The organism is Bacillus sp. S3 (assembly GCF_005154805.1).
Taxonomy (GTDB): domain Bacteria; phylum Bacillota; class Bacilli; order Bacillales; family Cytobacillaceae; genus Neobacillus.
This window is the reverse complement of sequence record NZ_CP039727.1, coordinates 3567175-3593386: the sequence shown is the minus strand read 5'-3', so window position 1 is coordinate 3593386 and position 26212 is coordinate 3567175. Positions and strand designations below refer to the sequence as shown.

Genomic DNA, 26212 nt, shown 5'->3' with positions numbered 1-26212 from the left:
CATGACAGCGAAACCTGTTGTTATTGGTGTAACCGGCGGCTCGGGCTCCGGAAAAACCAGTGTGACGAAGGCAATTTATGAAAGTTTGAAAGATCACTCCATTTTGGTGCTTGAACAGGATTATTATTATAAAGACCAGAGCAATCTGCCTTTTGAAGAACGATTAAAAACAAATTATGACCACCCGCTTGCATTTGATAATGATTTGCTCATTGAACATATCGAGAAGCTGTTACGTTATGAGGCAATTGAAAAACCTGTTTATGATTATGCCATCCATACACGTTCAGAAAAGGTTATTCCCGTAGAACCGAAGGATGTTATCATTTTAGAGGGGATTTTAGTGCTCGAGGATGAACGACTCCGCAATTTAATGGACATTAAATTGTACGTTGACACGGATGCTGACTTAAGAATCATCCGTCGGCTGACACGCGATATTAAAGATCGCGGGCGGACTTTTGACTCTGTTACCGCACAATACTTAAATGTGGTACGTCCAATGCATAATCAGTTTATTGAACCAACTAAGCGCTATGCAGACGTGATTATCCCTGAGGGCGGGCAAAACCATGTTGCCATAGATATAATGGTCACAAAAATTCAAACAATTCTTGAACAAAAGTCATTTTTATGACACAATAGCAAAAGAAAAGATAAAATAAATATTTAACCTGCGCGCCCTATATAAGGACGCGCTCCTATGTATTTGCATAGGCAAACAAACTACATACAGTATATACACAATTCGAATGGGGTATTGTGAAGACTAGAAGGAGTGAGGGTTTTGGCTGCAGAGAAAGTATTCCCAATGACACAAGCAGGTAAAGACAAACTTGAACAAGAACTGGAATATTTAAAGTCAGTAAAACGTAAAGAGGTAGTAGAAAGAATTAAAATTGCCAGAAGTTTCGGAGACTTATCAGAAAACTCTGAATACGATTCCGCGAAAGAAGAGCAGGCGTTTGTTGAAGGACGAATTACAACATTAGAGAATATGATTCGCAATGCCAAAATTATCGCTGAAAGCGAAATGGCCGGCGATTCTGTTTCATTAGGCAGCACGGTAACATTTGTTGAGCTTCCTGATGGAGAAGAAGAAACTTACTCAATTGTTGGAAGTGCCGAGGCAGATCCGTTTGAAGGAAAAATTTCAAACGACTCGCCAATTGCTAAAAGCCTTTTAGGTAAAAAGGTGGGCGACCAAGTCTCCGTTCAAACTCCAGGCGGTGAAATGAGCGTCCGGATTGTCAGCATAAATTAGTCGGTTTTATAACTATTCATTTGAATATGGTTTGAAATTCAAAATCCTCGTCAAAACTTTTGACGAGGTGTTTTTATGTGGAGAAGACGGGCACTTGGATGGCTTTTTATTTGTATAACCGGTTTGGTACTGCTTTTAGTACGGCTAATGCAAATTCAATTAATGGAGACAAAAACTTTCTCAAAGCATAATGTTAATTTACTTGAAGAAAGTGTGAAGCAAAGAACGCAGGAATTGGTAATTGATAATGGCAGAGGTAACTTTTTAGATCGAAATGGGACCATGCTGACACATAAAAAGGTTTCGGTCCTTGTCCTCTTTCCCTTTTTAAAAAAGCTGGATTGGGAGGCGGAGAAGGTTTCAGAGATTTCCGGAATTCCGGTTCAAGTGCTGAAAAATGCTGTAGAAGGGGCAAAAAAACCGTTTGCTTATGGAGACCCTCAGCCTTTTGAATTGACTGTGTCGCAAATGGAAAAAATCAATGCTTTAAAAATACCTGGAGTGTTTGCCATTGAAAAGAAGTTTGAACGTTCAAGTATTCCTGCGGAACAGTTAATTGGCTTGACTGGGGAAAATCCAAAGGAATTAAAAAAACGGTATCCTGACAAAGAATTGTCAGAGAAAACCTTGCTAGGTGTCTCTGGCCTTGAGGAAAGCTTTGATGAATTTTTGCTTCCTGAAGGGAAATCAAAGCTTGTTTATCATGTGGACGGGACAGGCGGCCCGTTATTCGGAATCAACGTTAAATATGTTGATCCGGCAAATCCCTTTTATCCTGTAAATATCCGGACAACCCTTGATAAAAGTATCCAGCAAGAAGCGGAGAACCTTGTTGACCGTTATCAAGTAAAAAAGGGAGGTCTGGTTCTCATTGATATTGAAAATAATTCCGTGCTGGCGATGGTTTCGCGGCCAACAATTAATAAAAAGGATCCCTACGGCAGCGGAGGAATTACAAATATGATGTTGAAGCAGCAAATTGCCGGGTCAGTTTTTAAAACGGTTGTTGCTGCTGCAGCAATAGATCAAAATCTAGATAACCCAACGCGTCTATTTGACTGCAGTAAAAAAATTAACGGAAAACCTGAACTAAAATACAACTATGGGATGTTGGATTTTACAAATAGTTTTGCTCGAAGCTGTAACCGAACGTTTGGCGAGCTGGCAAGGGAATTACAAAAAACGAATCCACACATATTAGAAGAGTATGCGGGCAAATTGTCGCTGATCGGTGCGACAGGCTGGCAAGGAGACATTTACCATACAAGTAACTTCAAACAATTTACAAATGAAGATCAGGGCAGAATCTTTTTGTCTGATGAAGCTAGAAAGGATGCTAATTTTGCTGCCATGTCTGGAATTGGCCAGCATGAAGTCCGCGTCACTCCTTTAGCTGCCGCCAATATGATGGCTACAATCGCCAGAGGAGGTAAAAAAGAGGCGGTAAGGGCCGTTTCAAAGATCGAATATAAAAATGGTACGACGATGGTTGATTTTCCTGAAGAAAGCTTAAAGGGGGACACCATTTCTCCCTATACGGCAATGAAACTGCAAAAATTGCTTCGGGAAGTGGTGCTAAACCCGAGTGGCACCGGAAGATGGTTTAAAGATCTCCCCTTTGAGGTGGCCGGAAAATCAGGTACCGCTGAAACTGGGAAATTTGACGATGGCAGGCAGTTGCATAATAAATGGTTTGCCGGATATTTTCCCTATCAAAAACCTAAATACGCCTTGGTGACCGTGAATTTAGATGTATTGGATTCGGAGGGCGGAGTGAACTTGTTATTTGCTGATATGGTTAAGATGCTGTATGAAAGAGATTCTAAGCAAGAGTGATGAAATGGTTTTTCCTTCAAGTTCTTATGAAATCATGTTAGAATATTGAGAGCCTTATTTTACGGAGGGATAAACTTGAGTAATGATTTTAAGTCTAATTCGCGTTCAGGTTATCGCGCGAAAAGGAAAAAAACGAATCTCGTCTTAAATAGTTTAATTGTCATTGTGCTGCTATTAATTATTTTTGTTGCATACAATATTTTCGCATCAGGAAATGACAAAGCCGCACCAAAGAAGGAAAGTCCAAAAACAGAACAAACGAAAACAGTAGATAAAGAACAGAAGGACACGGCAGGTAAAGAGCAAAAGGAAAAACAAGAGCAAAAAGCCGCAAAGAATGACAGTTCTTCCGACAAAGATGTGGAAGACAAACAAGAAAGTGAGGAAACCGCTGCACCTGAAGAGGCGGATGATTCACAGGCAGTGGTTTCTGAGGATGGCAAAACCATCGAGAATCCGTCTTGGAAACCCGTTGGCACAGTCCAAACTGGAGAACACACACCTGTATATAGCGGAGTAGATTGGGATGAAATGCTTAATGCCATCTCATATGCTACCGGGATAGATCAAGGTAATATGACTGTCTATTGGCTTGGCAGGGATCAATCTAAGACGAATGCCTCCGTAGGCACTGTCGCTGCAAAAGACACAAAGGAAAAATTTCAAGTTTTTATCGAGTGGGTGGACGGGCAAGGCTGGAAACCGACCAAAGTCATCAAGCAATAAGAGAATAAGGATGGGCCAACATAATGGCTCCATCCTTATTTCTTTTTAAAATGAACTACGGCTGAGAAATATGTATGTCCATTTTCGTTAACATGCATTTGGTGGGAAACGGAGTGGACAGAGAGTAAAATAGCTCTATTCTCATCAATTTGTGATTCAATTTTTTTTTGCAGTGTTTTAAGGTTTTCGGCCTCGAAAAATTCAACTTTATCCTCGATTAAATCAAATTGAAAATTCATTTGGATCAATCCCTTCTATACGATTATTTTAGTTATTACTTTCCATATTGGCAATGTATTTGAAGAAAAGTATAAAGTTTGATAACATGATATCAGTTTAATTCATAGTATATTTATAGGAATTATGTATTATTTTCAGAAACACTTTTATAGGCGAAAAAAGCTTGCGTCTTCCAATAGCAAGCTGCTTTTAAAAAATGGTAGAATAATGTTTGCGGATACGATGCAAGAAACCGCAGAAGATAATAATATGTTAGTGGAGAACATTAAGAAAGAGGTTACGTAATGAAAATTGCAATTATCGGAGCAATGGAAGAAGAAGTTACCCTACTACGAGACAATATTGAAGAGCAAACACAAGAAACAGTCGCTGGCTGTGAATTTACATTTGGAAAAATGCACGGTGCAGATGTGATCCTGCTACGGTCCGGGATTGGCAAGGTTAACGCTGCTATGTCAACCACCATCCTGCTTGAGAAATATAAACCGGATTACATTATCAATACTGGTTCAGCTGGAGGCTTTAATCCTGCGCTGAATGTAGGTGATGCCGTTATATCAACTGAAGTCCGCCATCACGATGTAGATGTGACAGCCTTTGGCTATGAATACGGTCAGGTACCGCAGCTTCCGGCTGCATTTACTGCTGATGAAAAATTAATGTCTGTGGCAGAAGCTGCTGCGAAGGAACTCGAGAATTTCCAAATTGTGAAGGGCTTGATTGTGACGGGCGATTCTTTTATGGAAGACCCGATTCGCGTCGATTTTGTTCGTTCGAAATTTGAGGAGTTACAAGCGGTAGAAATGGAGGCAGCAGCAATCGCACAAGTGGCCCACCGCTTTGAGGTTCCTTTTGTGATTATCCGCTCCCTCTCTGACATTGCCGGGAAAGAATCCGAAATCTCGTTTGATCAATTTATTGATAAGGCAGCGACGAATTCCGCTACATTGGTGATGAAAATGGTGGCTGCGCTTTAAATAGCACATAGGGGTGGAGAGATGCAAGTCTACAAAAATGTACATGAATTAATTGGGCATACACCAGTTGTTGAAATTACACAGTTTTCATTGCCTGAAGATGTTCGCATTTTTGCAAAGCTAGAATTCATGAACCCAGGGGGAAGTGTCAAAGACCGGCTTGGAATTGAGCTGTTACATGAGGCATTTTCAAGCGGAAAACTTCGCCCAGGTGGAACAATCATTGAACCGACTGCCGGAAATACCGGAATAGGTTTAGCACTTGCAGCAATCAATAAAGGGGTACAGGTCATTTTTTGTGTACCTGAAAAATTTAGTATGGAAAAGCAGGCAATCATGAAGGCGCTTGGGGCAAGAATCGTCCATACACCGGCGGAACAAGGGATTAAGGGCGCGATTGCTAAAGCAGAGGAGCTGATTCAAGAAATTCCCGGCTCCTATTGTCCGCAGCAATTTGCTAATCCAGCCAATCCGGCTACGTATTATAAAACATTAGGTCCGGAGCTTTGGAAACAACTCGATGGGGATATTGATGTGTTTGTTGCGGGAGCTGGTTCAGGCGGTACCTTCATGGGAACAGCCCGTTATTTGAAAGAACAAAATCAACAGATTAAAACCGTCATTGTTGAACCCGAAGGATCCATATTAAATGGCGGCGCATCTGGCCCCCATAAAACGGAGGGAATAGGCATGGAATTTTTGCCTTCATTTATGGAGCCGGGCTATTTTGACGCTATTCATACGATTGCGGATGATGATGCCTTTCACTTTGTTAAAGAGTTGGCTGCTAAAGAAGGGCTCCTTGTTGGCAGCTCATCTGGCGCCGCCTTATCTGCTGCACTAAAAGAAGCTAAGGCCGCAAAGGGCGGTACCAATATCGCCGTCGTTTTCCCAGACGGCAGTGAACGCTATTTAAGCAAGAAGATCTTTGAGGGGGGATTGTAAAATGAGAAGAAAGACCAAATTGATTCATGGCGGAATTAGTGAAGACCCGGCTACAGGTGCTGTTTCTTTCCCGATATATCAAGTTAGCACATACAAACAAGCGGGTGTCGGCGGCCATAAGGGATTCGAATATTCCCGCACCGGAAATCCGACCAGACATGCGCTTGAAGAGTTGATTAAAGATATTGAGGGCGGCAAAGCCGGTTTTGCGTTTGGCTCAGGGATGGCGGCAATCACTGCAGTTATTATGCTGTTTAACAGCGGCGATCATGTCATTTTAACAGATGATGTGTATGGCGGCACGTTCCGTGTGATGACAAAGGTATTGAATCGTTTCGGGATTGATTCAACATTCGTTGATACAAGCCATTTAGAGAATATCAAAAGTGAAATCAGACCAAATACCCGGGCTGTATATTTAGAGACACCCACAAATCCGCTATTAAAGGTGACCGATATCGAAGCTACCGCAAAGCTTGCAACAGAACATGGACTGTTAACGATTGTTGATAATACGTTCTCGACGCCTTATTGGCAAAATCCAATTGAGCTTGGTGCTGATATTGTCCTCCATAGTGCTACAAAATATATAGGAGGCCATAGCGATGTTGTGGCTGGCTTAGTGGTTGTAAACAGCGATCAACTGGCAGAAGACCTCCACTTTGTACAAAACTCTACAGGCGGAGTTCTGGGGCCACAGGATTCATGGCTGTTAATCAGGGGAATCAAAACCTTAGGTATTCGTATGGAAGAGACGGAAGCGAATACGAAGGCGATTGTTGCATTTTTACAAGGGCACTCTAAGGTTAAAAAAGTATTTTACCCTGGCTTGGAATCACACCCCAATCATGAGATTGCTAAGAAACAGACAAGAGGCTTTGGCGGAATGGTATCATTTGATGTAGGCAGTGCTGAACATGCAGACCACTTACTAAGCAAGGTCAAATATTTTACATTGGCAGAAAGTCTTGGAGCTGTAGAAAGCCTGATCTCCGTTCCCGCAAGAATGACTCATGCCTCAATTCCAGCTGACCGACGAGCAGAACTGGGTATCACTGAAGGATTAGTCCGCATCTCCGTCGGCCTCGAAGATATCGAGGATCTCATTGAGGATCTCACACAGGCATTAGAATAAGAAAGAGGGGTTTGATCTGTTGATCAGACCTCTTTTTGTGTGGTTTCGCACATTGTGTTTTTCTATAATTTACATCCTCTTTTTCCTGATATTCTGTGATAAAGTAGGTTAGTAGATTTTAAGAAAAGCAGGTGGTAAACAGTGAAACATGAAATGAAGAATCTTTATGAAAAAATGATGGATTTTAAACGGTTTGGAACTGTCTTATTGGCTTGCGGCATATTTTTCTATCTAGGTGTGATTATTCCATCAGATGCGAAAAGCGAAATGGATATAAATGTGATGATTCTTTCCTCTTTGTCCTTTTTAGCAGTATCTATTCTTATGTTTATTCAATCAAAACAATGTCAGATCAAGCTGTCTGAAATGGCTGACAATGATGATACATTCTTGAAAAAATAAGCGATTCCTAACCATTTGGGACGTTTATTTTTTTTACCTTCAGCCGGGCTTTCTCATTAATTTTAAATAAATTAAGAAAAAAGGTTTACAAAGTGATGTTCCGTGGATATAATTACCGTAGTAAGTAAAAAATTCCAAAGGAGGTCGAAGAAAATGATGTTATTGGCAATCAACACTGGAGCTGTAGTTGGCACGAAAACTGTATATTTGAATATCACGCATTCGACCAGACAGGAATGGATTGCTTAACGTACTGTTACAATACATATCCATGCCGCAGGGAGAATGACGCCTTGCGGTATTTTTGTGTCTAAAAAATGCCAGCCGCAGGGACCCTATTCTTCTGCGGCCTTTTTGTGCCCTTTTTTCTCGCAAAATGGATATGTTTTGCATATTTTGAAGATGTTGCTGAATTTAAAAAAGAAAAAGACTTTAAAGGAGGTGGTATGTATGACCCTCAATATTTTATTTTTCTCGATTACGATTAAAAAACGAACCATGAGCCTTCAACAGGCGGCAAACCAGGAAATGGTTGAAAAGCTTTATGAGCAAAACAAAGACCGGCAAATTTCTATGCATCATTTCATGTAATAACAAATAAAAAAAGGAAGTGAATCCAATGACCTTAAATATCTTATTTTTCTCGATTACATTTAAAAAACGAGAAGTGAGTCTTGAAGAAGCGGTTCACCAGGAAATGGTTGAAAAACTATATGATCAAACAAAAGACCGTCAAATCTCCATGCATCATTTCATGTGAAAATCCTTTAAAAAAAGGAAGTGAATCAAAATGACGCTAAATATTTTCTTTTTAACGATTACCATTCATAAACGAAAAATGAGCCTGGAAGAGGCTGCACATCAAGAAATGGTTGAAAAGCTTTATGAAAAGAACAAGGATCGTCAAGCATCCATGTACCGGATTATGTAAGCAGTAAAAAATTCATGAGAAGAAAGGTGGTTTTTGAGATGATGTTTTTTCTAATGCAGGGACGAGGGGCTAGTTTATGGGATATGAAGGATACCACCTAGCCGAACCTAAAATAGGAGGTAGCAAGTATGCCGTTACATTTATTATTATTATCGTTAATTTTTACACCAAAGAAAAAAAATCGTAGTTAATCCTATAGAAGCTTTGTTAACAAAATGTTCATTTTTCCCTCAGATAGATACTGTGAAAACATGATAAATTTAAGTAAGAAATACATGATCTATCTAAGGGGTGGAGAATATGTTCATGGTTGTGATGGCGTTAATTATTACAGGAGCAATCGGCTGCGTAATCTCAGCGGAAATAAGTGTCGAATAAAAAGAAGGAGCACCGGGGGTAGCCACCGATGCTCTTTTCGTTATAAAACCTATTTATTCGCAGTAAGCTCCAGGAACTCGTCAATATCATCGAGACAGATGTGAACAGCTTTTTCCCAAAAGTCTTTTTGCGTCAGATCTACCTGTAAATGTTTCTGCGCAAGCTCTTCTACCGTCATAGAGGCAGTGTCTCGTAATAAGGCAATATACTTTTCTTCATATCCCTTCCCTTCCTCAAGCGCCTCAGCATAAATACCGAGAGAGAACAGGTAGCCAAAGGTATAAGGGAAGTTATAGAATGGAACTCCCGTTATAAAGAAATGCAGCTTGGAAGCCCAGAATAATGGATGATATTCTTCTAAAGCACCACAGTATGCTTCCTTTTGTGCCTCTAGCATCAATTCATTCAATTTTTCTACCGATACTGTTCCGTGTTTTCTTTCCTGATAAAAACGGGTTTCAAACAAGAAACGGGCATGAATATTCATAAGCAGGGCAACGGTTCTTTGAATTTTATCATCGAGAAGAACAAGTTTTTCTTCTTCATCCTTTGCGCTTTTGACTGAAGCATCTGCCACAATCATTTCTGCAAAAGTGGAAGCCGTTTCAGCTACATTCATTGCATAATTGCAATTAAGAAATGGGATATCCCTCATTACATAAGAATGAAACGCATGCCCAAGTTCATGTGCAAGTGTTGAAACATTTGACGGTGTCCCGGAATACGTCATGAAGATGCGGGATTGTTCACTTTCAGGGAACCCGGTACAGAAACCTCCTGGAGCTTTTCCCGGGCGGTCTTCTGCTTCAATCCATTGTTCCTCAAAGGCATTTTTCGCAAATGAAGCCATTTTTTCACCAAACAAAGCAAAATTTCGTTCAATAAATTCGGCTCCTTCTTGATAAGAAACTTTTGTTTCTGATTTCCCGTATGGTGCCTCTAAGTCAAACCAGCTTATCTTTTCAAGTCCCAAGAGCTTTGCTTTCCGCTCTAAATATTGAACAAGCTTCTGTTTATTTTCCGAAATAACTGCCCACATAGTATCCAATGTTTCCTTTTTCATTCGATTGATGCTGAGCGGTTCTTTTAAGACATCTTCCCAGCCTCTTTTTTTATAGACATTCAAACGGAAACCGGATAAATGGTTTAACGTTTTCGCAAGGAAATCTGCCTGCTCTTCCCAAGACTTTTCCCAATTTTTGAAGACGCTTGAGCGCATTTCGCGGTCAGGGCTTGAAAATTTGTTGAAGGCCTGGCCGACAGAAAGGAGTTTCTCTTCTCCGTTTTCGGTAAATGATACTTTGATTTTGCTGACAATTAAATCATACAGCTGGCCCCAGCTGTGATAGCCATCCACTTCAAGGGAACTAATCAGGGCCTCCTCTTCCTTAGACAGCTTCTCTTTCGCTTTTTCGCGGCTTTCCGTTAACACGAAGGCAAGTTCGTTTAATGGTTCAGCAGCTACTAACTGCTGCCATACCACATCGTTAATCGAGGTCAGCAGGTTGTCTAACGATCCAAGTGCAGACTGGAAAATGGCATTTAAGCTTGTTATTTTCGCGTCTAGCATATATGCTTTTTTATCTTCAGTCTTTTGTGCTAGTAAACAGCCGGCAAAGGCTCCAGCTTGAATTAATTTTTTTGCGGATTTTTCCAAATCGGCAAGTAATTCTTGCAAATACTTGCCGTCCTCCAGAGAATTAATTGGTGTCCAGTTATTCACTTTTGCTTCGAAATGTTTGATCAATTCTTCGGTTTGAACAAGGTGTTCCTGTAATTCTGCGGATTCACTTCCACCTTTAAAAAATACATCAAGATTCCAGACTTCTGAATATGTAGTTGCTGTCATTCTTGGACCTCCTTTATATATGTACCTATTTATTATATGTCTACTTTTCGAAAAATTCTATATTTTGTACCTGCTACAAGAAAAATGGCTTATGCATTCATCGCATAAGCCGTAATCTGCTTTAATAAAAACAGGTATACCACCACCAGGCTCCGAAAATAAATAACAGAATAAAGAGAACAATGATCACTGCAATCCATATACCGGCACCAAAGCCATATGGAGCACGATTAACAGGATAGGGAGCCGGGTAACCGTAAGCAGCAGGATATCCAAAAGGCATCATGTTTCCCCCCTTTAATGTTTTATATTAGCGTATGAGCCCTTATTATTTACGGTATAGGCAAATGTGCATGTCAATAAAGCATTTAAAAAATATTATTACAATCAATTATTTGACAATCTTATTAGGACTACGGTATAAGTGGATGGATATCTCATAGTTTACTATGAAGTTTTTCGGGAGGAAAAAAATGAAGGTTCAAATAAAAGTGTTTCTTGCTCTCCTCATAGGCATATTCCTTGCTGTTGGCTGCACAAACAAGAGTGAAACCGCAGAAAAGTCGAATCAAGAAAAGAAGGCAGAAATAAAAGAAAAATTTGATATTGTCAAGGCGAACACATTTAAGCTGAAAAATATCAGGGGGATCGGCTATCCAGGGAATGACACTGCCCTATATGTAGCGGCAAATGATGGTTTAAAAATGTACAAGGATGGGGCATGGTATGAAACAACCGCAAGTCAACATGACTATATCGGTTTTCAGGCGGTTGAATCGGGCTTCGTTGCCAGTGGTCATCCGCAAAAAGGAACAAACTTGAAGGATCCTCTTGGATTAGTACACAGTTCTGATAAAGGGGAGACCCTAAAAAAATTAGCCTTTTATGGTAAAGCTAATTTTCATTTTACGGCAGCGGGCTATTCGGGGAATGGTATTTATGTGATAAGTGAGCAGCCGAACGATGACTTAGGTTTAGGTGTGAATTATTCTATTGATAACGGTGAAACTTGGAAAAGAAGTGCCTTGAAGGATTTCCAAGCCGATTCGTTTGGAATGATGGCTGTTCACCCGGATAATGGAAATACCATTGCGATGGCAACAAGATCGGGAATTTATTATTCAATAGACAATGGGAATACCATGAAGCTGGTTACGGGTCCATTTATGGTAACGGCACTGGCGTTCTACGGGGACTCAATTTTATTTTCAAGTGTAGAAAATGATAAAATTTTATTAAAAATAGTAAATCCAATCTCTGGGGAACAAACAGATATGACCATTCCCTTTCTTGATTACGATAATCCTATTACTTATGTAACAGTGAATCCAAAGAGTAAAAACCAAATAGCCTTCACAACCTATAAAAATGATTTGTTTGAATCCGTTGATGGCGGGGGAAAATGGAGTAATCTACTTAAAGAAGGTAAGTAACAACGTACAAAAGAGCAGGTGATGGTACCTGCTCTTTTGTATGTGGGTTAACTCTTCTTTTTCTTTTCTTTTTCTGCCCGGTAAAATTCATGGAACATTTTCATCAGTGCGCGTTTTTCAATCCGCGAGACATAACTTCTAGAAATACCCAACTCCTTTGCAATCTCCCGCTGGGTTTTTTCCTTTTGTAAATCGAGGCCAAATCGGCCAATGATGACTTCTTTTTCCCGATCATCGAGCACTTCGATATATTTTTTTATTTTTTCAAGCTCCATGTTTAGTTGGATCGTATCAATTACATCTTCTGATTCGGATTTCAGTACATCAATTAATGAAATTTCGTTCCCCTCTTTATCCTGCCCAATCGGGTCATGCAGGGAAACATCCTTTTTCGTCTTCTTGAGTGCCCGCAAATGCATCAGGATTTCGTTTTCAATACAGCGGGCAGCATAGGTAGCAAGCTTTGTTCCTTTCCCCTCTGAGTAGCTCTCGATTGCTTTTATTAACCCAATTGTTCCAATTGAGATTAAATCTTCCGAATCTTCCCCGGTATTTTCAAATTTTTTTACGATATGCGCAACAAGCCTTAAATTGTGTTCAATTAACATATTACGCGCATGCGAATCCCCTTCTGCCATTAACCGTAAATACTTTCTTTCATCTGCAGCAGATAGGGGCTGCGGAAAGGCATTATTTTTTACATAAGAAACAAGAAATAAAAATTCCTTCATTAAATAACCGAGAGCTGTTAAGATTCCAGACATCCACATCCACCCCCGTACTCTTTTTAGGCAAAATGCCTATTAATAATTCCTATGAGGAAATCGGGAAATTGTGTCTGTCCTGAAAATTTATTTGCTTAAAAAATGAAAAAATGACCTTACCAAGCAAGACGCTAAAGCAGGTCATTTCTGTGTTTATTTATACTTTTCTAAGTGTAAATGAACTAACCATTAGGAAGGATAAAATAATAATGATGAATAAGAACGTTTGGGATGGAAGATAGGGAATGGCTAAAAAGCTTAAGGTTGCCAAGCAGCCTGCTGCAGTAATAGGCAGCCCGGTAAAATATCCAGTGCTTTCCGTAATATTGAAACGCGCTAATCTAAATGCACCGCAACCGATGTAGAATACTGTAAAAAATGAACCAGGTCCGCCAAATTCATGTAAAATTCCTTGGTATAGTAATAGTGCAGGTGCCACTCCAAATGATATAATATCACTCATGGAATCTAATTGTTTCCCAAGCTCTGATTCAATATTAAATTTTCGGGCAATCATACCATCAAATCGATCTGCCAATGCTGCGATAAAAATAAGCAGGAGGCTTAACCTTAGATTTCCATGCAGTCCGAATACAATTGCAAATCCGCCCAATGATAAATTCGTTAAGGTCATCACATTTGCTGTTTGAGATTTTAATTTTTTTATAGTCTGATCCAATACATCCAATAAAAACATTCTCCACACCACTCCTTTCTCGAGGACGAAGGAAAACAAATACTGTTATACTATATTATTTAATTCTAAGCGTTTTATGTCTTTTCGTAAAGAGTATTTTTACACTATTTGGGGGTAGTTCTATGATACAGGGGTTTTATCGGCTATTGATTGAATTAACGAATGGAAAGTGGACATCAGGTATTCTGAAGCGGTTTGCCCGTTCGAAAATCAGTCGTTTCGCCGTACCATCGTTTGCTAAAATTTATCATTTGAAACAAGAAGAAATGGAAAAGGAGTTGTCCGAATTTCCCACCCTTCACGATTTATTTGTTAGGACGTTGAAAAAGGATGCAAGGAAAATCGATAAAAGTCATGATGGAGTTGTTAGTCCGGTTGATGCCGTGATCGAAGACGTTGGGCTGATAAAAGAAACAAGTGACATCATCGTAAAAGGTAAAAACTATTCCATTGAAGAGATGTTGGGAGAGAGCAGCATTTTAGCAAAATACTTAAATGGTACATATATGATTCTATATTTAAGTCCTAGTCATTATCATCGCATTCATAGTCCTGTTGATGGAATCGTTACAAAGCAATGGACACTTGGAAAAAAATCATATCCCGTCAATAAATTAGGGTTAAAATATGGACGCAGAACACTTGCTAAGAACTATAGAGTCATAACGGAAGTGAAAACGGTATTTGGTCATGTTTCGGTTGTCAAGGTTGGAGCCATGTTTGTTAATTCGATTGAAACTACACATAAGGGATATGAGTTAGTCAAGGGTGAAGAGATGGCCTATTTTAGTTTTGGCTCAACCGTTGTGCTGTTATTTGAAAAGGGAACTTTTCAAATTGATTCAACGATTAAGACTCCTAAAGATATTAGCGTCGGGGAAAAGATAGGCGTTTTGACCAAAATACAATAGCAGGTGCCTGGAGGCTTTTATTGACTTCCTTTTTCGCCAAAAAAAAGAAAGGCCCTTAAAGGGCAGTATGGAAGGTTATGAGGATTTTTTGATTTTATTGAATAATGATCGCCTTTGGATTTCGGACTCAATTAGACCAATAAAATCTGGGCTTAGGTTTAATTCTCTTGCTTTAAAATAGGACTCAATTAATAATTCATCTGACAATTTCCGCACGTCAGAATCCACCTCCGATTTAAATAATTGTTCTTTTTTGGTATAAAGAAACATAAAATGGTATGTTCAAATGGTGTACCCTAAATCTACCAAATTTATTCTTATAGAACAATCGTTCTATTTATCCACAGGTTATAGTGGATAACTTGTGATTAATTTGTTTATAAAGTACCTAAATGTAAATGATTCAAAGGGTATAATGTTAATAAGGTTATCCACAGGGCGGGGAATTGCAGATGTTTGTCGAAAAATATTTTTTTCACATCTTAAAACTTTGAAACAAAGGGTAAAATTGGTATGATGGTACAGAAATAATTGGTCTGACTGCTACCTCTTATAAAAGAGGAATTTTATTTAGAATTTAATGAGGTGTAAGCTTAGTGTTAAAACAATTTTTGCCGAATGAACATGTGAAAAGCATTCTGGATATATCTCCTGAGGAGCTAACATCAAGAGGGATTAAAGGGATTATCACGGATTTGGATAATACGTTAGTGGAATGGGATCGTCCTACTGCAACTCCTCAGTTGATTAAATGGTTTGACGAAATAAAGAAACATAATATACTTGTCACAATTGTTTCTAATAATAATGAGGAAAGAGTCAAGGCTTTTTCTGACCCGCTTAAAATCCCGTTTATTTTCCGGGCAAGAAAGCCGATGGGACCAGCGTTTCACAGGGCAATTTCGCAAATGGGCATTAAGAAGGAAGAGACTGTTGTCATTGGTGATCAATTATTAACGGATGTTCTCGGCGGAAACCGCAGCGGGTTTCATACCATTCTCGTTGTACCTGTTGCCCAAACGGACGGATTTTGGACAAAATTTAATCGCTTTGCGGAACGGAGAATTTTAAATTGGTTTCGAAAAAAAGGGATGCTTCAGTGGGAGGATTAATCTGTGATTGAACAACAATATATATGCATGGGCTGCGGTGTCAAGGTCCAAACCGAAAACCCAGAGGAACTGGGATATGCGCCATCATCCGCTTTGGAAAAAGAAGTGATTATTTGCCAAAGATGTTTTCGTCTGAAGCATTATAATGAGGTTCAGGATGTCAATTTAACCGACGATGATTTTTTAAAAATATTAAATGAAATCGGCAGAACAGACGCCCTTATTGTAATGATTGTTGACATTTTTGATTTTAATGGCAGCTGGCTCCCGGGATTACACCGGTTTGTCGGTCATAACAAGGTCGTCCTAGTCGGAAATAAGGTTGATTTGCTGCCGAAGTCTGTTAAGCATACCAAATTGATAAACTGGATGAAGCAGGAAGCAAAGGAGCTGGGCTTAAGACCTGAAGAGGTCTTCCTCGTCAGTGCAGCAAAAGGGGTAAATGTAAAAGAAACGGCTGCGGCAATTGATGAATTGCGGCAAGGTAAAGATGTCTATGTCGTGGGCTGCACCAACGTTGGAAAGTCTACTTTCATAAACCGAATTATTAAGGAAGTCACCGGCGAGGCGGATGTGATTACCACTTCTCATTTCCCTGGAACGACACTCGACATTATTAAAATCCCGCTAGATGACGAAAAATCCTTAATTGATTCACCTGGGATTATCAATCATCATCAAATGGCCCATTTTGTAGATAAAAAGGACCTAAAAATGATTACCCCTAAAAAGGAAATCAAGCCAAAAGTATTTCAATTAAATGAAGATCAAACATTATTCTTTGGCGGATTGGCCCGATTTGATTATATTAGCGGCGGCAGACGTTCATTTGTTTGTTATGTTTCCAATGAATTGAATATTCACCGGACGAAAACAGAAAATGCGGACGAGCTTTATGAAAAGCATGTTGGGGAAATGCTGACACCGCCGGCTCCTGAACAATTAGCGACATTTCCGGAGCTTGTGAAACAGGAATTTGTTATTAAAGAAGCTAAAACAGATATCGTATTTTCGGGGCTTGGCTGGATTACAGTAAATGAGCCGGGAGCAAAAGTGGCTGCGTACGTTCCGAAAGGTGTTCAAACGTTAATTCGAAAATCTTTAATATAAATATAGAAGCCGTAGAATAGGTGGGGAGATACAAGTGAAAAAGTTATATGCAGTATTAGGTGATCCCATTGGGCATTCGATGTCACCGGTTATGCTAAATGATTTATTTTCTTTTTATCAAATGGATGCTCACTATCTCCCTTTTCAAGTAAAACCTGAGGATTTAGGAGATGCTGTTAAGGGCCTAAGAGCCATTGGGGTTGGCGGGTTTAATGTAACCATTCCACATAAAAGTGCGATTATACCCTTTTTAGATGTAGTGGATGATTTAGCAGCCAGCATTGGTGCAGTCAATACAGTGGTCAATGAGGACGGAAAGCTGATTGGTTATAATACCGATGGTCCCGGTTTTTTAAAAAGTTTAAACCCATATGTACCAAGCGTATCGGGGCAAAGGATCCTGGTAATAGGTGCCGGGGGAGCAGCTAGAGGGATTTACTTTGCCATGGCCCAAGCAAAACCGATGGTTATAGACATCGCAAATCGGACTTTAGAGAGGGCGGTAAAACTTATTGAGGATTGTCCTTATGATAGCTCCTCTAAAGCTTTGTCCTTAAAAGAAGCAAGCGAAAATATTGGGGAATATGATTTAATTATTCAGACGACGATGATTGGGATGTCACCGAAAATCTCGGCACAGCCCTTGAGTTTGGACAAATTAAGGGAACAGTCAATTGTTTGTGATATAATATATAATCCGTTGGAAACGCAGCTTTTGCAAGATGCCGTATCCAAAGGGGCAAGAACCCAAACCGGAGTCGATATGTTTGTCTATCAGGGTGCACTTGCTTTCGAAAAATGGACAGGCATATTCCCTGATGTCGAAAGAATGAGAGAGAATGTGTTGTTACAATTAGGAGGAAAACGATGTTAACAGGTAAACAAAAACGATTTTTACGCGCAAAGGCACACCACTTAGATCCAATCTTTCAAGTGGGGAAGGGCGGCGTAAATGAAAATATGATTAAGCAAATCGCAGATGCGCTAGAAGCTAGGGAACTATTTAAAGTCAGTGTGCTGCAAAACTGCGAAGAAGATAAAACAGTAGTTGCTGAAGAGCTGGCAGCTGGAACGGGTGCTGAAATTGTGCAAATAATTGGCAGCACAATTGTTCTTTATAAAGAGTCTGTTGAAAAGAAAACTATAACACTGCCTTAATCAATGGAGTAAAGGATGGCGAACGCATGAAGAAAGTGGGAATATTAGGAGGAACGTTTGACCCTCCGCATTACGGACATCTTATGATTGCCAATGAAGTTTATTCTGCACTAAATCTTGATGAAATTTGGTTTATGCCCAACCATGAGCCGCCGCATAAGAAAAAATCAGAATCAGTCGAAGATGGGGATCGCCTAAACATGCTAAGGCTCGCAATTGACGGGAATCCTGCCTTTACGATTCAACCAATTGAGCTCGAACGCCAAGGTCCTTCCTATACAGTGGATACAATGAGAATGCTGAAAAGCGAATATGCTGACAACGAGTATTTCTTTATTATCGGGGCAGATATGATTGAATATTTGCCGAAATGGCATAAAATTAATGAACTTGTAAACCTGGTCCACTTTGTAGGAGTCAGGAGACCTTCCTACAGCCATCAAACAGAATACCCTGTCCTGTATGTTGAAGTCCCGGCAATAGATGTTTCATCTAGTATGATTCGGAATCGAATGAAAAGCGGAAAGACCGTTCGATATTTATTACCTGATCAGGTGATTGATTATATAGAGGAGAAGCATTTATATGGAACGTGAAAAGGCGTTGGGACTGGTTAAGAAACAATTGACGGAGCATCGTTATCAGCATACGCTGGGGGTAATGGAAACGGCCATTTCTTTAGCCAAGAGATTTGGTGCAGATGAGAAGAAAGCGGAAATGGCCGCCATCTTTCATGATTACGCGAAATTTCGCCCCAAGGATGAAATGAAAGAAATCATTGTTTCCCAAGGTTTCCCGCAGGACTTGCTCCAATTTAATTCAGAATTATGGCATGCTCCAGCAGGTACCTATCTCGTAGAGAAGGAAGCCGGAATTACTGACCGTGAAGTTTTGGCTGCTATACGCTACCATACTTCTGGGAGACCAGGTATGACGATGCTTGAAAAAGTCATTTATTTAGCGGATTATATCGAACCCGGGAGACATTTCCCAGGTGTAGATGAAGTAAGAGAAATGGCAAAAGGAAATTTAGATCGGGCATTAATAAAAGCGGTACAAAACACGATTTTATTTTTAATGAAAAAAAATCAAACGGTGTACCCAGAGACTTTTTATACTTACAATGACCTTGTTACGAAACTGGAGGATTGATGAATGGAAAATCAGGAACTTTTAAAAATAGCAGTAAAAGCAGCGGATGATAAACGGGCAGAGGACATTCTTGCTCTCGATATGAAGGGTATTTCCTTAATTGCAGATTACTTCATTATCTGCCACGGAAATTCTGATAAACAAGTACAAGCAATTGCACGAGAAATGAAAGAAAAGGCACAAGAACATGGATACGATGTGAAACGTATTGAAGGGTTTGATGAAGCAAGATGGGTGTTAATTGATATGGGGGATGTCGTAGCCCATGTATTCCATCGGGACGAAAGAAGCTACTACAATTTGGAACGGCTATGGGGCGACGCGCCGCTTGAGGATATCCGCAGTGAGCTGAATTCATGAGTTATGAACAGTTTGCCTATTTATATGATGGGCTGATGAAAGATGCCCCATATGATGAATGGGTACAGTTTGTTAAAGAAACTCTTGTTAAATATGACGTCAAACGAAGGGGTCCCCATCTGCGTCTCTTAGATTTAGCATGCGGGACTGGTGAGCTCTCTGTCAGGTTTGCAAAGGAAGGATTCCAAGTAACTGGGATTGACTTGTCAGAGGATATGCTCGCTGTCGCACAGGCAAAGGCGGAAGGGGAAGGTGTCAGGATTCCATTTTTCCAGCAAAGTATGGCTGATTTGGAAGGTCATGGGCAATTTGATGTAATTGGCATTTTTTGTGATTCATTGAACTACCTGCAAACAGAAGAAGAAGTGGTGTCCACTTTTGCTGCAGCCATGGAACATTTGAACGATCATGGGATTTTCATTTTTGATGTCCATTCAATCTATAAAATTACCCAAGTATTCATCAGCCAAACCTTCGCATTAAATGATGAAGATGTATCCTATATTTGGAATAGTTTCCCTGGTGAACATCCAAATAGTGTCGAACATGAACTAAGCTTTTTTGCTTTGGATGAAAAATCAGGGAAGTATGACCGATTTGATGAGCTTCATTTTCAGCGGACCTATCCGGTCCAACAATATGTAAATTGGTTAGAGACAGCAGGTTTTGAAATTCTGGAGGTTGCTGCCGATTTCAAACATACCGGACCGCAGCCACATTCAGAGCGGATCTTTTTTGTCGCTAAAAAATAAAAATAAAAAGATGGCTTCAGATTGTCGAGAAAGTGTATTTTTCTCGGCAATTTTATATTTTTATCGGGATTTGAATGGCCTATTTTTTTCAAAAATGTCCCTGCTAATGGGCCTGTTGATTTCCTCTCCAGGTGCTTCGCTTTCCGCGGGCGGTTCGGTGAGCCTCCTCGGCGCGTTCCGCGCCTGCGGGGTCTCACCTGTCCCGTACTCCCGCAGGAGTCTTCGCACCTTCCGCTCCAATCAACAGGAGATAATCAACTTAAAGAATTGCAACACACCTTTTCCAGCCTGAATAAGTGTGTCGCAATCTTTTTCGTGTTCTGGCAAGCTACAGTAAGAAGAGCCTGTTCACTTGCTTTTTTTACCCCGCAACCGGCAGTAGCGAAGCCCATGCAGCTCTTTGAGTCTGCTAAGCTTCGCTCAATTTTTTCCTTTCAAAATTTATATAGCTCTTTTCCTGATTTTGATAAGCGATTTACTCTTACCTTTTCCTTAAACTCCTCCCATACATGTCGTGTTACAACTTTCACTTTAATTTTTAAACGTGTGCATTGGAATAAAAGTGGACAGCCTTCACATTTTTTCGAATCAGATTTGTATTCTTTAAACACTCTCGGTTTGTTGTCTTGTAGGGTAATTCTTGGGTATTAGGACAAATGTAAAGATCCCGTTCATTGTCAAAGTAAATTTCCAATTAGGGAATAAGCCAGTAGTAGGATGGAATCGACTATGGGCAATAACGCCAAATATATTACGATTAGAAAGTCCTTTAGGATTAGTAAGATAGCCTGAATCTAGAGCAACAGCTTCTACCTTAAAACCAAACCATTGGACCTGACGGTCCAATCGATTCAGGTAAGGAACCGGATCATAAAATTTTAAACTTAAAAACCAATGATAAGCAATGATCATTTTAATTTCTTTTTCTACTTTCCTTTCGGAATGTATGCCAAAGAGATACCCTATGAACATCATTTTAAAAAGAATAAGGGGGATCAGATGGACGGCCGTTATCATCACTATAAAAAGAGAGTACTTTTTCAAAAAGAAATGAAAAGTCTGCATATTTATCAATCAATCGAAGAAGGTGATCATTCGGAACTAATTCATCAATACACTCAAATTCATATTCCTTTGACCAGACTCTTTTGGCTTAAACATTGATTTAACCACTTATCTTATTAAATATTGGTTGAGTTGCTCGTCCTATTAATAACACCTGTTGATTTGCGCGGAAGGCACGAAGACTCCTGCGGGAGTACGGGGCAGTGGGAGACCCCACAGGCGCTTGCGCCGAGGAGGCTCCCCGGCACGCCCGCGGAAAGCGAAGTGCCTGGAGCGCAAATCAACAGACATGTTGAATAGTTGAATTATTAATAATTTAAGTTAATTAACGCGGTGAATTATTAAAGAAATTAAATAAAATAAAGGCTGTCGAGAGTTTCTCGACAGCCCGAAGCCGTCTTTTTTATAAAAAGATGGCTTTTTTTATAAAATGAAAGAAGGATTTTGTCAAATGAAGGCGAATTTATAGATTAGAATATTGTATCTCCACTTTATCAAGATCCTCTTTGAACTTTGCATGTGTTGCTTGAAATAGATGTTCAAATACATCCCCAATTTCATTTTCTAATACTTTAATTCCTTCACCGGTTATACCGCCCTTTACACTTACTTTTTCCTGTAATGACGGTAAGGTATAATGCCCTTGCTTTATTAATTCACCAAGCCCAACAATCATTTCACTCGTAAATATCGTCGCTGCTTCTTTATCAATTTCAGTCTCTTTTACTGCTGCTTCTATGAAACGCTGCAGCAGATAGCTGAAGAAAGCAGGACCGCAGCTAACGATATCAGAGGCAACCCTCGTAATATTTTCTCCAATACAAACTGGTACGGAAATATTCGAAATCAATTGATTAACATTTGTCTTCCAATATTCACTGCAATTTTCTCCATAGGTAACCAAAGAAACTCCTGTTAACGCACGATTGGTGATGCTTGGGATCACCCGGACTGTTGAACAAGATACCTTTTTCTCAATTTGGCTTGTACTGACAGGGCTCGTTATCGAAATAAGACATTTTTCAGGGCCTAAATGTGGGTTAATCTTATCCAAAACCTTAAATATTTCTAACGGTTTTACACATATAAATACCAAATCGGATTGAGCTGCTACTTCTTCTGCATTTGCCCCAACCCTAATTCCCTTATATTTATCTTTAAGCAGAAAGGCTTTTGCTTTCGTTCTGTTTGTAATCATCATTGAAGAAGGGGCAATGGTTTTTCCATCAATCAAAGCTTCAACCAACATTGTCCCCATATTTCCGGTACCGATGATACCTATATTCATTTTCCGACCCTCCTTCGCATGCAATATTCTTTTATAACCATATGAAAACCAGAAGTGAAATATACCTTTAGAAAGGATGGATTCTTTTGAAAGACTGGCTTATTGAGCATAAGTTAACCTTAATTGTAGTTGGTTTTATTGTTTCCGGCGGCTTTTATTTTTTTTATATGTATGATGATTCAGAGCCTGCCCCCATTAATGCCATGATGAACGAAAGCATGCTTCAAGGAGATGTCAAGGAAGCAGAAAATAACCAACAAACAAATCAAGCTGCTGTACTGCCGGAAAAAATCATGGTTGATGTGAAGGGGCAAGTAAAGCTGCCAGGGGTCTATGAATCCACTACAGGTGAACGGGTTATTGATGTGATTAGCCGGGCGGGCGGCTTAACAGATCTGGCAGACCAAACACAAGTGAATTTAGCCGAGCATGTCCAAGATGAAATGGTGATTTACATACCCGCTAAGGGAGAGGCAGGTATCCCTGTTACAAGTACACCTGAAGGAGGTGTCGCGGTATCTGGCGGTGCTGGCCAAAATCAAGGGAAAATAAATATTAATAAAGCGGATGAGAAGGAACTGCAAAACCTTCCTGGTATTGGCCCGGCAAAGGCTGCGGCGATTGTTGAATATCGGAATGTCAGCGGTCCATTTAAAATGGTTGAAGATTTAAAGAGTATCAACGGTATCGGCGATAAAACGTTTGAGAAATTAAAGGATTTAATTGTCGTTAATTAAATTCTTCATTGACCGAAATGGACAAACACCAGTAAACTTAAAAGAAAGTATTTTCTAGGGAGTGGAGAAAAATGGAACGAATTTCTTGGGATCAATATTTTATGGCACAAAGCCATTTACTCGCCCTAAGAAGCACCTGTACACGCTTGACAGTGGGTGCAACGATTGTGAGAGATAAACGGATTATTGCCGGCGGTTACAACGGCTCTATTGCCGGCGGCGATCATTGTATTGATAAAGGCTGTTATGTAATTGATCATCATTGTGTAAGAACGATTCACGCTGAAATGAATGCGCTGCTGCAATGCGCAAAGTTTGGTGTACCAACTGCTGAGGCAGAAATTTATGTTACACATTTCCCTTGTCTGCAATGCTGTAAGGCGATTATCCAGGCAGGAATTCAAACAGTTTATTACGCGGAGGATTATAAAAATCATCCTTACGCAATCGAACTTTTTGAACAAGCAAATGTCAAAGTGGCCAAGGTTGAATTGACGGAATCAGTTATTGATTTCCGCAATATTAACCAATGAACATCGTTTTTAAAGACGCTGGGGGATTCTCCGGCGTCTTCAATAATCTAAAAACTCTTCGACAAATACCACAATTGGAGAAAAAAGATGAATGGAAAATATCTTTATTTCGCTCTTTCTGCATTAATGGGGGTTTTATGTGCACTTATTTCGTATCACACTTTTTTATTATTAATTGGCATTTATCTTTATAGTTTAAAAAAATATAAAAGGTTTGGAAGTACCCAGCTTTTCCAGATTTTCATAGTATTTGTTGCATTCCTCCTCGTGGGAGTGCAGGCTGAAACAAAGAATAAATCAGTCATCCCCGTTACAAGTAAAAACTTTATCATTGAATATTTTGGTGATCCCAAAATTGATGGTAATGTACTACAAGTACCTGCTATCGAAAAGCAATCCAAAGAAAAACTCCTGATCCGTTACGAAATCAAATCAGAAGCGGAAAAAGGGGCATTACAGAATAAAAGTTTTTATCGCGGTTTATGTTCAGTGTCAGGAACCCTGAAAAAACCAGCGATAGCGAAAAATCCAAATGCTTTTGATTACCGCAGGTATTTGTCATTTAAGGGTATTTATTGGATTGCTGAGATTCAGGAAAACCCACTCCAACATTGTTCTCCATTGAAACCCTCTCCGCTCGTGTTGATCAAACAAATTCGTTTTTCCGGTATCCGCTATCTTGAGAATCATTTTCCACCCGAAATTTCCTCCCTTTCGGCCGCTTTAATTTTTGGTGACAGGAGCCTGCTTGATCCTAAATTACTTGGGAATTATCAAAAAACAGGAATCATTCATCTATTAGCCATTTCCGGCCTTCACGTTTCCCTGTTAATTGGAATGGTTTTTTATATTGGGATTCGATTTGGATTGACAAGACAGTTCATGACAAATTTTCTTCTCATGCTGCTCCCCGTTTATGTCATCCTTACAGGCGGTTCGCCCTCAGTTATCCGGGCAGCATTAATGATCTTCTTGGTCCTTTTCACAGTCAAATTTAAAAGCCATATGAAACTTTTACCAATTGATGCCATTAGCTGGGCATTCATTCTCTTTCTATTGATTTCTCCAATGGTGATTTTTGATGCTGGTTTTCAGCTTTCGTTTTCAGTCAGCTTTGCGATCATTCTGTCTGCACGACAAATCCTTACCAAATACCAGCAGAATTGGATACGGATGTTGGTTACATCTGTGACGGCACAGCTGGCAGCATTGCCATTGCTGCTGCATCATTTCTTCGAGGTATCATTAGTCGGTATATTCGCCAATTTGCTATATATTCCTCTCTTTTCATTTGTTTATCTTCCTGGATTATATGCATTGTTTTTTATTCAACTTCTGTTCGCAAAAACCCCGCAAATCTTTATTGACTTTTTCGTAAAAACCATTCATCTTTCGAATCAGCTGATTGAAATTTTAGCTCATTTATCATTTGTCCGTTTTATTCCAGGAAAACCAAATGTGTTCATACTAATCCTCTACATTGTGCTTATTTCGGCTATTTTTATCATTTGGGAAACAGGTACCTATACCAAAAAAGGACTTTATTTGCTTGTATTGACGGCCGTACTGTTTTCTTTTCAACCATGCTGGAACTGGCTGAACCCTAATGGTGAAGTGACCATGATTGATGTCGGGCAGGGAGATAGCATCTTAATCCATCTGCCGCACGGAAAGGGAAATTATCTGATCGATTCAGGAGGAACGGTTAGCTTCGCTGAAGATGAGTGGAGGCAGCGTACCAAGCCTTATGAGGTGGGCCGGGATGTAGTTGTTCCATTCCTAAAAGGACAGGGAATTACCCGGATCGATAAACTAATCCTTACACATGGCGATATGGATCATATTGGCGGGGCTTTAGCCATTATATCTGAACTTGAGGTGAAACAAATTCTGCTGCCTTCCGTAACTGAACCATCCGAAACAGAATTAGCCATTATTCAGGAGGCAATGAAACAAGGTATTCCCGTGAAAAAAGTGAAATCAGGGGATCAATGGAGAAAGGAGGAAAGTGAATTTTATATCCTGTCGCCTAAAGAAAATTTTACTGGGGAGAGGAACAGCGGGTCGATTGCTATTGTCGCCCGTTTAGGGGGAGTCAGCTGGTTTTTTGGCGGTGATTTAGACCAAGAAGGGGAGGAGAAAATAATAAGGGAATTTACGAATATGAAGATTGATGTCCTCAAAGCTGGTCACCATGGAAGTAAGACATCCAGTTCTGAAGCTTTTATTCAGCAATTAAATCCGCGAATTGCCCTTATTTCCGCGGGTGAGAAAAATCGCTTTGGCCATCCCCATCAGGAAGTATTGGAGCGGTTAAAGAAAACAAATACAATCATTTACCGAACAGATCTGCAAGGCGCCATAACCTACCGTTTTTATCATGGGAAAGGAACCTTTTACACCCATTTGCCATAAGATAAAGTAATTCACAGAATAAAAAAAGAACTGCGCAGAAAG

General features: G+C 39.9%; 30 protein-coding genes and 2 pseudogenes. 24 read left to right on the top strand and 8 right to left on the bottom strand.

The features are described 5' to 3' along the window. The first annotated feature begins 1 nt into the window (after position 1). The 4 genes from udk (at position 2) to FAY30_RS17490 (ending at position 3826) form a co-directional block, all read left to right on the top strand. Positions 2-637, top strand: a complete 636-nt coding sequence (gene udk, locus FAY30_RS17505) for a uridine kinase (protein ID WP_149871078.1) — start codon at positions 2-4, stop codon at positions 635-637. 150 nt (positions 638-787) lie between these two features. Continuing rightward, complete coding sequence (greA, locus tag FAY30_RS17500; RefSeq protein ID WP_149871077.1) at positions 788-1264, top strand: transcription elongation factor GreA; 477 nt, start codon at positions 788-790, stop codon at positions 1262-1264. Between the two features lie 75 nt (positions 1265-1339). Continuing rightward, positions 1340-3100, top strand: a complete 1761-nt coding sequence (locus FAY30_RS17495; protein WP_149871076.1) for a peptidoglycan D,D-transpeptidase FtsI family protein — start codon at positions 1340-1342, stop codon at positions 3098-3100. A gap of 75 nt (positions 3101-3175) precedes the next feature. After that, positions 3176-3826, top strand: coding sequence for a YrrS family protein (locus tag FAY30_RS17490; protein ID WP_149871075.1), 651 nt, complete (start codon positions 3176-3178; stop codon positions 3824-3826). 35 nt (positions 3827-3861) lie between these two features. On the opposite strand, the gene FAY30_RS17485 is transcribed toward FAY30_RS17490, so the two are convergent. Further along, positions 3862-4065 carry a DUF2536 family protein gene (locus tag FAY30_RS17485; protein WP_149871074.1) on the bottom strand — a complete coding sequence of 68 codons (204 nt, stop codon included), beginning with the start codon at positions 4063-4065 and terminating at the stop codon, positions 3862-3864. A gap of 285 nt (positions 4066-4350) precedes the next feature. Between FAY30_RS17485 and mtnN the strand changes: the two genes are divergently transcribed. From mtnN to FAY30_RS17450, 7 genes are all read left to right on the top strand, one after another. Next, complete coding sequence (gene mtnN, locus FAY30_RS17480; protein ID WP_149871073.1) at positions 4351-5043, top strand: 5'-methylthioadenosine/S-adenosylhomocysteine nucleosidase; 693 nt, start codon at positions 4351-4353, stop codon at positions 5041-5043. Positions 5044-5064: 21 nt separating this feature from the next. Next, positions 5065-5988 carry a PLP-dependent cysteine synthase family protein gene (locus FAY30_RS17475; RefSeq protein WP_149871072.1) on the top strand — a complete coding sequence of 308 codons (924 nt, stop codon included), beginning with the start codon at positions 5065-5067 and terminating at the stop codon, positions 5986-5988. Between the two features lies 1 nt (position 5989). Continuing rightward, complete coding sequence (locus tag FAY30_RS17470; protein ID WP_149871071.1) at positions 5990-7123, top strand: bifunctional cystathionine gamma-lyase/homocysteine desulfhydrase; 1134 nt, start codon at positions 5990-5992, stop codon at positions 7121-7123. Positions 7124-7264: 141 nt separating this feature from the next. Next, positions 7265-7525 (top strand): YrhC family protein, encoded by a 261-nt coding sequence (locus FAY30_RS17465; RefSeq protein ID WP_149871070.1) that lies wholly within the window; start codon positions 7265-7267, stop codon positions 7523-7525. A gap of 450 nt (positions 7526-7975) precedes the next feature. After that, complete coding sequence (locus FAY30_RS17460) at positions 7976-8116, top strand: YrzI family small protein (protein ID WP_149871069.1); 141 nt, start codon at positions 7976-7978, stop codon at positions 8114-8116. 28 nt (positions 8117-8144) lie between these two features. After that, entirely contained in the window at positions 8145-8285 is a 141-nt protein-coding gene (locus tag FAY30_RS17455) for a YrzI family small protein (protein ID WP_149871068.1), read from the top strand. Positions 8286-8315: 30 nt separating this feature from the next. Then, complete coding sequence (locus FAY30_RS17450; protein ID WP_149871067.1) at positions 8316-8456, top strand: YrzI family small protein; 141 nt, start codon at positions 8316-8318, stop codon at positions 8454-8456. Positions 8457-8883: 427 nt separating this feature from the next. On the opposite strand, the gene FAY30_RS17445 is transcribed toward FAY30_RS17450, so the two are convergent. After that, entirely contained in the window at positions 8884-10683 is a 1800-nt protein-coding gene (locus tag FAY30_RS17445; RefSeq protein ID WP_149871066.1) for a M3 family oligoendopeptidase, read from the bottom strand. A gap of 121 nt (positions 10684-10804) precedes the next feature. Next, positions 10805-10969 (bottom strand): hypothetical protein, encoded by a 165-nt coding sequence (locus tag FAY30_RS27240; RefSeq protein WP_190284960.1) that lies wholly within the window; start codon positions 10967-10969, stop codon positions 10805-10807. A 187-nt stretch (positions 10970-11156) separates the two neighbouring features. Between FAY30_RS27240 and FAY30_RS17440 the strand changes: the two genes are divergently transcribed. Next, positions 11157-12116, top strand: a complete 960-nt coding sequence (locus FAY30_RS17440) for a F510_1955 family glycosylhydrolase (protein WP_149871065.1) — start codon at positions 11157-11159, stop codon at positions 12114-12116. Between the two features lie 47 nt (positions 12117-12163). On the opposite strand, the gene sigK is transcribed toward FAY30_RS17440, so the two are convergent. Next, a complete protein-coding gene (sigK, locus tag FAY30_RS17435) occupies positions 12164-12880 on the bottom strand; it encodes an RNA polymerase sporulation sigma factor SigK (RefSeq protein WP_149871064.1) in 717 nt (238 codons plus the stop codon). Between the two features lie 157 nt (positions 12881-13037). Then, positions 13038-13577: a CDP-diacylglycerol--serine O-phosphatidyltransferase gene (pssA, locus tag FAY30_RS17430; RefSeq protein WP_149871063.1), complete on the bottom strand. Its 540-nt coding sequence runs from the start codon at positions 13575-13577 to the stop codon at positions 13038-13040. 122 nt (positions 13578-13699) lie between these two features. Here pssA and FAY30_RS17425 point away from each other — a divergent pair, with 122 nt between their 5' ends. Next, positions 13700-14488 (top strand): phosphatidylserine decarboxylase, encoded by a 789-nt coding sequence (locus tag FAY30_RS17425; protein WP_149871062.1) that lies wholly within the window; start codon positions 13700-13702, stop codon positions 14486-14488. A gap of 75 nt (positions 14489-14563) precedes the next feature. On the opposite strand, the gene FAY30_RS17420 is transcribed toward FAY30_RS17425, so the two are convergent. Next, entirely contained in the window at positions 14564-14704 is a 141-nt protein-coding gene (locus FAY30_RS17420) for a sporulation histidine kinase inhibitor Sda (protein WP_149871061.1), read from the bottom strand. Positions 14705-15084: 380 nt separating this feature from the next. Between FAY30_RS17420 and FAY30_RS17415 the strand changes: the two genes are divergently transcribed. The 8 genes from FAY30_RS17415 to FAY30_RS17380 are packed head-to-tail and all read left to right on the top strand — an operon-like array spanning position 15085 to position 20132. Further along, positions 15085-15600, top strand: coding sequence for a YqeG family HAD IIIA-type phosphatase (locus tag FAY30_RS17415; RefSeq protein ID WP_149871060.1), 516 nt, complete (start codon positions 15085-15087; stop codon positions 15598-15600). 27 nt (positions 15601-15627) lie between these two features. Continuing rightward, positions 15628-16710, top strand: coding sequence for a ribosome biogenesis GTPase YqeH (yqeH, locus tag FAY30_RS17410; RefSeq protein ID WP_411675503.1), 1083 nt, complete (start codon positions 15628-15630; stop codon positions 16708-16710). A 34-nt stretch (positions 16711-16744) separates the two neighbouring features. Beyond that, positions 16745-17584, top strand: coding sequence for a shikimate dehydrogenase (gene aroE / locus FAY30_RS17405; protein ID WP_149871058.1), 840 nt, complete (start codon positions 16745-16747; stop codon positions 17582-17584). Further along, the gene (gene yhbY / locus FAY30_RS17400; protein WP_149871057.1) at positions 17578-17868 is read left to right on the top strand and encodes a ribosome assembly RNA-binding protein YhbY; all 291 of its coding nucleotides are present in this window, start codon (positions 17578-17580) and stop codon (positions 17866-17868) included. The genes aroE and yhbY overlap by 7 nt, the downstream gene beginning before the upstream one ends. Before the next feature lie 26 nt (positions 17869-17894). Continuing rightward, positions 17895-18464, top strand: coding sequence for a nicotinate-nucleotide adenylyltransferase (locus tag FAY30_RS17395; protein ID WP_149871056.1), 570 nt, complete (start codon positions 17895-17897; stop codon positions 18462-18464). Further along, the gene (gene yqeK / locus FAY30_RS17390) at positions 18454-19020 is read left to right on the top strand and encodes a bis(5'-nucleosyl)-tetraphosphatase (symmetrical) YqeK (RefSeq protein WP_149871055.1); all 567 of its coding nucleotides are present in this window, start codon (positions 18454-18456) and stop codon (positions 19018-19020) included. Before FAY30_RS17395 ends, yqeK begins: the two co-directional genes overlap by 11 nt. Positions 19021-19023: 3 nt before the next feature. Beyond that, positions 19024-19380, top strand: coding sequence for a ribosome silencing factor (rsfS, locus tag FAY30_RS17385; RefSeq protein ID WP_149871054.1), 357 nt, complete (start codon positions 19024-19026; stop codon positions 19378-19380). Next, positions 19377-20132 carry a class I SAM-dependent DNA methyltransferase gene (locus FAY30_RS17380; RefSeq protein ID WP_149871053.1) on the top strand — a complete coding sequence of 252 codons (756 nt, stop codon included), beginning with the start codon at positions 19377-19379 and terminating at the stop codon, positions 20130-20132. Before rsfS ends, FAY30_RS17380 begins: the two co-directional genes overlap by 4 nt. A gap of 254 nt (positions 20133-20386) precedes the next feature. On the opposite strand, the pseudogene FAY30_RS17370 reads toward FAY30_RS17380, so the two are convergent. After that, positions 20387-21246, bottom strand: a pseudogene (locus tag FAY30_RS17370) (transposase). 414 nt (positions 21247-21660) lie between these two features. Continuing rightward, positions 21661-22485, bottom strand: a complete 825-nt coding sequence (gene comER / locus FAY30_RS17365; protein ID WP_149871052.1) for a late competence protein ComER — start codon at positions 22483-22485, stop codon at positions 21661-21663. 86 nt (positions 22486-22571) lie between these two features. On the opposite strand from comER, the gene FAY30_RS17360 reads away from it, so the two are divergent. The 3 genes and pseudogenes from FAY30_RS17360 (at position 22572) to FAY30_RS17350 (ending at position 26170) form a co-directional block, all read left to right on the top strand. Further along, the gene (locus FAY30_RS17360; protein WP_149871051.1) at positions 22572-23222 is read left to right on the top strand and encodes a helix-hairpin-helix domain-containing protein; all 651 of its coding nucleotides are present in this window, start codon (positions 22572-22574) and stop codon (positions 23220-23222) included. Between the two features lie 71 nt (positions 23223-23293). Beyond that, positions 23294-23743, top strand: a pseudogene (locus FAY30_RS17355) (ComE operon protein 2); the annotation flags it as partial. Between the two features lie 99 nt (positions 23744-23842). Beyond that, complete coding sequence (locus FAY30_RS17350; protein WP_149871049.1) at positions 23843-26170, top strand: DNA internalization-related competence protein ComEC/Rec2; 2328 nt, start codon at positions 23843-23845, stop codon at positions 26168-26170. The last annotated feature ends 42 nt before the right edge of the window (positions 26171-26212 follow it).